We start from the raw sequence: 7,310 nt of genomic DNA on the forward strand, positions 1-7,310 counted from the left end.
CAATAGTTGAAGTCATCTGATTTTGACGTTCTTCTAAAGTGCTTTGTTCGCTTTTACTTTTTAGTTTAATAAAAAGCATACCTAAATAAGCGCCAATAGCTGTCGAGATAATAATAGTAAAAACAAGAATAAGACTGTCGTTCATGTGAATTTTATGTTTAAATCAAAGATAAATAATACTCTGATTAATTCTGTAGAAAGAAAATTAAATAATAAAAAAAAAGCACTCAATTTGAGTGCTTTTTTAAGTTGTCGTTCTTTCAATTAATACCAACCTCTAACATTATACATTACTGTATTTGGTTGATTTTGTGCGTTTGCCATACTGACTTCAAAAGCAGAATCATAATATGATTTTGTAGCATCTAAAACTTTTAGCTTGTAATTCCAATCTCTGTCTTGTAAATCTTTTGCTCTAGCTTCAATTTTACTAAACAATGCTTTTACCTGACCATAACAATCTGCTTCTGGTACTACTGAGGATAATATTCTCGCAGCTTCTCTGGCAGCTTCAATATCTTGGTTTGCACTCCATATAGCCTGAGCTTCATTAAGTCTTAATTTACAATCTCTATTTGCAGCTTTAATAAAAAGAGCTTTTGTTTTGCTTTGAGATTTATCAAAACAAGTGCTTGATGCTGGAATACTAAGCATAATTCCTAAGGCTTCTTCTAAACGTCCAGAATTTTCTAGTGCTTGAGCTTCTTTAGTTATTTGTGAGCAATTAGAGTTGTAGTAATCTATAATTTTGTCTTTCCCTCTAGTGAGAAAAGCTTGCATTGCTTCATTTTTTGGTTTAAGTCGTTTTAAAGCTTGCATGTAAGCTTTTGTTTCTGTTGTTCCAACACCTTTTAGATTAAATGTTTCACTTGCGTACAAAGTTCCTGCGATGCCATCACCAATATATAAAGTCACGTCTAATACTAGAACTACTTTTACAGGTGAAGTTGGCATAACTTCTTTTGTTGCTACAACAATATTTGGTGTTATAATAAATCTTGAGTTATACTGGTTATCACTAATGCCATTAGCAGTTACAAGTTGGCCTAGTTTATTTAGTAACATCTTTTTTGCTGATGCTGGTACGTTTTCAATTTGATCGGGAACATAAGCTCCCAGATTAATTGCATAGTCTTTGTTTTGTCCAATTGCTACCATTGAAGCTAGACAAAATAGTATTGCTAAAGCGTTTTTCATTTTGTTGTGTTTTATTATTTACTACCTAGTATTATTGTTGCTCTTCCAAGTCCTTTCATAACTAACTTATTAGGAATAGAGAAAGGTGCATTTTTTAAATATTTGCTTAGTTCCCTAACAAATCGTCGCGCATCAATAGCTCTTCCTTTTTCATTGTAAAGTGGAATTCTTACTTGTTCAAAAAGCGCCATAGATTCTGTCATATCTGTAGTGCTAAATCTTCCTTTAACAGTGTTGCTTTCAAGCCAGTCTTCAATTACAAAGCCTAATTCATCTTCTCCTCCAAATTCAGTTTCTAAATCACCATCCCAATCATCCCAAGTTTGGATTCTAACAATTATTTCACGACCATTTTCAAACATGTCGTCAAAATGTTGTTGAAGCGATAAGGTGAAATTATCCATATGTGCTAACACTGCTTCTGAAAGTAATACAGGAGTTTCTGCTGAAAAGGAAGGTGCTCCAGTTCCTGTAGCAGTAGCAACTTGTTTATCTGTATAAGCATCTAGCCCTTGTAAGTTAAAGTTTATTGATTTTTTTGGACCAGTTTTGTTGACTGTCCAAGTCAATTGAATAATTATATCTGCTTTTGCTGCTTTCTTGATAGCATCTATTGGACTTTCATTCACTGATGCTCCAGATTCTTTAGAACTTCTTAAAGCATCCTCTACTGCATTTGCTTCCATTGTTTTAATAGCAGATTCCATATTTTTAAGAGGAAACCCACGTTCTGCCATCATACCATTAATTTGACTAATAACTTGTAATACTTCGGCGTTTTCTTGAAATGCTCTTTTGTAATCAGGAATCCTGATGGTAGAACCTTGATTGTCAAAATTTAACATATATCCATTTTGGTTACACCAAACATCGCTTGGTACAACCATGAGTGTTGGTTTTTTTGCTTGACCAAAACTTAGAGAGCAGAATAATGCAAAAGTAAAGAGGGTAAGTATTTTGAATAATTTCATATTGATTTATGTTTTTGAATTAAAAGCCAGAGCTTAATGATTTAATAATACCTTTCGATTCTAATAATTTTCTTAATTGATCAGTTTGAACATTAACCTTAATAGCTATTTTGTATTCTCTTCTGCTTATTTTTAGTCTATCTCCAGCGGCAATGGCGCCATCAGTAGCAGAACTCACATATCTTAGATAATCACCTCCATCAGCAAAAAAGCTATCAAAAAATTCTTTATGTTTTGCTTCCATTTCAGGATCATTCACTAAAGCTTGAAAAGGCGTACATCCTTGCGCACCTCCAGCATAACCTTTAAAGATAATGCCGTGAACAGCATTTTTCATTCCGCTTGATATTGCATGCTTAGGATTTTTAGAATAAGACCATACTTTAACAAGTTTAGAACCTCGCTTTGCAATGCCTTCACATTCTAAATCATATCTCCATATTTTTGTGTCTTCATTAGCTTTGTTTTTTTTCCATTGTGCATTTACACTAGTACAAAAGCCTATAAAAAGTACTGATAATATTAAATGTTTTAATTTCATGATTATGTGTTTTAATTAATTTGACGGATTAACATTCCTGCGTAATATTTATTTTTCTTTCCAGTAAACACTGTGTATTCTATTGTTTGATCAGGATTTTCTTCATCGGCATTAAATCGATTATCCCAAATTTGATTTTTATCAACTTTAATAACACCTATACGTTTATATTCAGTTTTACCTTCTTTGTTTATGACTTGTTCAAGAACTTCATACTTATCACCTTTTTCGAGACCTTCTTTAAGTCCAATTTTAGCTGATAATGGTTCTGTACTTAATAGAGGTGTTTTAGTCCTGAAAACTTCATATGCTCTTTGTAGTTTTGCAGTTACAGCATCAGAAGCTTTTATAGTAGCGGTTGTAATTAATTCTTCATCTGTTTTTTTAGTAAAAGATGTACTTTGAAGATCTGCCCAAGCCATTTCAGTGCCAATGTATTCCAGTTCGAAAACATCTGATTCATCAAACGCTTTAACTTTTTCTTCATCTATTTGACCATCTTCTGTCCAATAATCATTGTAGAAAATGCTAGCAACTTCATCGTTCCATTTAAGTCTGTATAAATGTGCATCGGTTTTTATGATATAGCCTTTTCCTAAAACACCTACACCTTCACCTGCAACAGTGGTTACAGTAGTTACGTTTCCTGCTCCAGCAATAGCAGCTACGCTACCTATAGAATTTAAAAGACCTTTCGTTTTTTTTGCAACTTCTTCCTTATCTGTGTATTTAAAGTTGTTGACGATTACAAAAGTATTTTTGATGAGTTCTTCACCAGCATCAGCTAACATGGCTGTACCTCTTTCACTATTTTTGGCTAATTTCACATCTAAATCAGTAGCATTATAGAACCCACGTTCAGATATTAAATCCATATTGAATCCGCCCTGTTCACTTCGGTTAAACCATTTGGAAATCATTGATTTTGCGATATCATGAGTGGATAAATATTCTGAAATGGCAACTTTTTGAGCTTCTTTTAAATCCGCTTTAGAGAGCGAATCATTGAATAGTTTCGGAATACTCCTTTCCTTTACAATATGATTATTGAATTTTTCAGGAATTTTAGAATCTACAAAAGTTTCTTGAATGATTTGACTGAAATTTCTTGTGGAGTCAGTAACCATTAAAGTGTATAATGAGCTTCGTCTGTATTCTGTTGATTGTTTGTCGGCTTGCGAATATCCTGCAAATGAAAACAATAGGCAGAATACAGCAATGAGGAGGTTGTTGGATTTCATTAATTTTTGGTTGGTTAGTTGTATGCAAATTAGGAATTTTTATTTGTTTTTTTGCATTTCAAATAGCTTTTAAACTGTTTTATATGCAGTATATCGAAATAAATGTTTTTTGAAATTCTTTTATTGCCCTCTAAACTTTTTTTAAAAGAATTACTTCACTTTGAAGCGTCCGGTTTTATTGTCAAAACTTATTAAGTCTTTAGGGAACAGGTTATTAAAAACGCCCTTTTCAATAAGTTGACACGGAGTGTCAGAAGTAACATTGTTGTTAGTCATTACAATCATTGTATCACACAACTGAATGGCTAGATCAATTTCATGGGAAGAAAAAAGAATAGTCTTATTAGTTTGTTTTGCTAATTTTTGCAGTAGTTTTAGTATGTATGCTTTATGATACATATCTAAATGTGTTGTGGGTTCATCTAAAATGATAAGGTCAGTGTCTTGTGCTAAAGCACGAGCAATCATTACTTTTTGAAGTTGACCATCACTTAATTCAAAACATCTACGATTTTTAAGTTCGGAAAGGTTCGTTTGTTGAATGGCTTTTTCAATGATGTCAATATCATATTCTGATAGATTTCCAACCCAATTAGTGTAGGGTTGCCGACCAAGAGCAATGAGTTCAAAAACAGTTAGATTTTTAGATATGAGTTGTTCTGTTAGAACTAGACTCATGTGTTTCGCCAATTCAGTTAATGGAAATTTCTCTAGAGGCTTTTCATTTAAATAAATACTTCCATCTAAAGGCGATTGAATTGAAGATAAAGTTCTTAATAATGTAGATTTTCCAATTCCATTTGCACCAACTAATCCAATTAATTCACCCTGATTTAATTCAATATTAATGGTGTTAGCTATAACTGTTTTTTTTTTCTTAGAAGTATAACCTATGGTAAGATTTTCAGTGTTTAAAATAATATGTTTATTCGTTTTTGTCATCTAAAATACCATTTTCCGTTTTCTAACTAATAACCAAACAACAACTGGAGCACCAATTAAAGATGTTATTGCATTAATAGGTAATGTATAGTCGCTAGTTGGTAATTGAGCAATGCTATCACAAACTAACATTACAATCGCACCAATGATAAACACAGCTGGTAGCAGTATTTTGTGATTAGAAGTGTTGAAAAACTGACGTGTCATATGTGGAATTGCTAATCCTATAAAAGCAATTGGTCCTGCAAACGCTGTCGTAGTTCCTGCTAGTAAACTTGTAGCAATAATAATGATCAATCGACTTTGCTTGATGTTTATCCCTAAACTTTTAGCATAATTTTCACCTAAGAGTAGTGTATTCAGGGTTTTAATTGAAACTATAGTTAGTAATATCCCGAGGCTGTATAAGCAGAAAAAAATTAAAAGTTCGCTCCATGACAGGTTTCCTAGACTTCCAAATCCCCAAAAAATGTATTGTTGTAGTTGTTCTGCAGAACTAAAATAGGAGAGGACACTAACAATCGCAGCTGTTATACTTCCAAACATCAATCCAATAATTAAAATTGCCATAGTATCTCGAACTTTTGTCGATACTAATAGTACAGCTAACAAGACAAGAAAACTTCCTAAGCTAGCAGCAATGACAATACTCCATTTAGATATGAATAATGTTGCAAATATGCCTCCAAATATTCCAGAACCTAAAATAACTAGCGCAACACCTAAACTTGCGCCAGAACTAATACCTAAAACAAAAGGTCCAGCAAGCGGATTTCTGAATAAAGTTTGCATAAGCAGACCAGAAATACCCAAGCCTGATCCAACTAAAATAGCAGTAACGGCTTTTGGTAATCTATAATTCTGAATGATATAATTATCTGCAATACCAAATAGACTGCTAAAAACATCTTTTACAGGGATAGACACTGAACCTAAATTAATATTTACTAAAAAACATAATAAAAGCAATGTCGATAGTAATATAAAGGTATATGTGTGTTTAGATGTCATTATTTATGCCTAATAATATTATTTTAATGGTTTGAAAAAAGTGGTTTCGTAATCTTTTAGTAGCTCTGGATGACATATTTTTATCATATCTTTTAGAACTAAATCAGGTCTTGAAATACCAAGTTCATAATACAAAACACCACCAGTTTTACCAGTTGTATTCGAAAATGTAAAAGTTGTTTTGTTTTTAAATGCATCAAATTCAGTATAATGATTATTTGCATTTTTTAGTGCCTCATAGCTAGTGTAATAAGATGGGCTTAGCCATAATTCAGCATGTTTCCCTTTTTCAAAAACTGTTTCAAAACTGAGTGCAATACTACCAGTTTCGTTAGTATTGCTCCATAGATAATTAGTATTAGCATCTTTTAAAAATTGAGCTTCTGGGCTTGTGCCATTTGGTAAATACCAAATATCCTTATGCATTGCTCCACATAAAACTGTAGGTTTAGACTTGGCATTTGATGCTATTTTTTTTGCTTCTAAGTAATCTTTTTCGATCTGTTTAAAAATGGCTTCAGCTTCTTCTTCTTTATTGTACAATGCTCCGAAAAATTTAATCCATTCTGCTTTTGCTAAAGGAGATTTTTCAACCCAATCTCCATTATATATAACAGGAATGCCAGCTTTTTTTATAACTTCCATGCTTTTGTTTGTGCCATCCACTCCAAAAGCTACAATAGCATCAGGTCTTAATTCAAGTAACACTTCAGTGTTAATGCCTTCGTTTTTTCCTAGCTCTCTAACATTTTTATTGTCAATTCTTATTCTAGTTTTTTTTGAGGACACATAGTCAGTGCCAGGAAAACCAATAAGTGTTTGTTCAACACCTAACAATTCTAACGCTGGAATATGGGTTGTAGAGGTAACTACGATGTTTTGAATAGGAGTCATTATGGTGCCATCAAATTCATCTTTATTTAAAATGAGTTTTGAAGCAACCTCTTTTGGTATTAATGCGTATTTATAATTGTTTTCAGCTTTAGGCCAAGGTTTGGATATAGATAAGATTTTATGGGTGTCATAATGTACAATTTTAAAACCTTCAGCATAGTTAATATCTAATTCCTTCGAGTGAGATTCTGTATCTAGAATTTTACTTTTATTTTCTATACAACCCGTCAAAACAAATAGGCTTACGAAAACAACTAAATAAATCTTTTTATGTAACATTTGTAACTGTCAATATTATGTGTAACCTCTAAATTTGATTAAAATTACTGTTATGCACGATAATTCAAATTTAACAATATATATAGCAGGAGGAATAATATTACTTCATTTTTTAATTGGATTTATTTATTTGATTTATAAAATGAATAAGAAAAAATAGGTTTTATTAGTTTCAACTTAAAAAAGAATCTACTTTTGCCAAGAATTTAGGTTCCATTTGTATGAACGAATGGA

At 32.1% G+C, this 7,310-nt stretch carries 7 protein-coding genes; all 7 read right to left on the reverse strand.

Translation table 11 applies throughout. The annotated features are described in order from the left end of the window. Positions 1–264: 264 nt before the first annotated feature. The 7 genes from AB8B90_RS09645 to AB8B90_RS09675 all read right to left on the reverse strand — a co-directional run bounded on the left by AB8B90_RS09645 (position 265) and on the right by AB8B90_RS09675 (position 7,028). Positions 265–1,197, reverse strand: a complete 933-nt coding sequence (locus AB8B90_RS09645; RefSeq protein WP_405336272.1) for a hypothetical protein — start codon at positions 1,195–1,197, stop codon at positions 265–267. A gap of 14 nt (positions 1,198–1,211) precedes the next feature. Next, complete coding sequence (locus tag AB8B90_RS09650) at positions 1,212–2,168, reverse strand: DUF6175 family protein (RefSeq protein ID WP_405336275.1); 957 nt, start codon at positions 2,166–2,168, stop codon at positions 1,212–1,214. A 19-nt stretch (positions 2,169–2,187) separates the two neighbouring features. Further along, positions 2,188–2,709 (reverse strand): hypothetical protein, encoded by a 522-nt coding sequence (locus AB8B90_RS09655; protein WP_405336278.1) that lies wholly within the window; start codon positions 2,707–2,709, stop codon positions 2,188–2,190. Between the two features lie 11 nt (positions 2,710–2,720). After that, the gene (locus tag AB8B90_RS09660) at positions 2,721–3,950 is read right to left on the reverse strand and encodes a hypothetical protein (protein ID WP_405336281.1); all 1,230 of its coding nucleotides are present in this window, start codon (positions 3,948–3,950) and stop codon (positions 2,721–2,723) included. 150 nt (positions 3,951–4,100) lie between these two features. Next, positions 4,101–4,892, reverse strand: coding sequence for an ABC transporter ATP-binding protein (locus tag AB8B90_RS09665; protein WP_405336284.1), 792 nt, complete (start codon positions 4,890–4,892; stop codon positions 4,101–4,103). After that, entirely contained in the window at positions 4,893–5,903 is a 1,011-nt protein-coding gene (locus AB8B90_RS09670) for a FecCD family ABC transporter permease (protein WP_405336287.1), read from the reverse strand. Between the two features lie 18 nt (positions 5,904–5,921). Beyond that, positions 5,922–7,028, reverse strand: a complete 1,107-nt coding sequence (locus tag AB8B90_RS09675; protein WP_405336290.1) for an ABC transporter substrate-binding protein — start codon at positions 7,026–7,028, stop codon at positions 5,922–5,924. Positions 7,029–7,310 lie beyond the last annotated feature (282 nt).

It is taken from the genome of Psychroserpens sp., from assembly GCF_045105015.1.
In the GTDB taxonomy this organism is placed as follows: Bacteria; Bacteroidota; Bacteroidia; order Flavobacteriales; family Flavobacteriaceae; genus Psychroserpens.

Bases quoted from the DNA above. Each gene is read 5' to 3' on its own strand.
- AB8B90_RS09650 (WP_405336275.1), bottom strand. From the start codon at position 2,168: ATGAAATTATTCAAAATACTTACCCTCTTTACTTTTGCATTATTCTGC.
- AB8B90_RS09655 (WP_405336278.1), bottom strand. From the start codon at position 2,709: ATGAAATTAAAACATTTAATATTATCAGTACTTTTTATAGGCTTTTGT.
- AB8B90_RS09665 (WP_405336284.1), bottom strand. From the start codon at position 4,892: ATGACAAAAACGAATAAACATATTATTTTAAACACTGAAAATCTTACC.
- AB8B90_RS09660 (WP_405336281.1), bottom strand. From the start codon at position 3,950: ATGAAATCCAACAACCTCCTCATTGCTGTATTCTGCCTATTGTTTTCA.
- AB8B90_RS09645 (WP_405336272.1), bottom strand. From the start codon at position 1,197: ATGAAAAACGCTTTAGCAATACTATTTTGTCTAGCTTCAATGGTAGCA.
- AB8B90_RS09670 (WP_405336287.1), bottom strand. From the start codon at position 5,903: ATGACATCTAAACACACATATACCTTTATATTACTATCGACATTGCTT.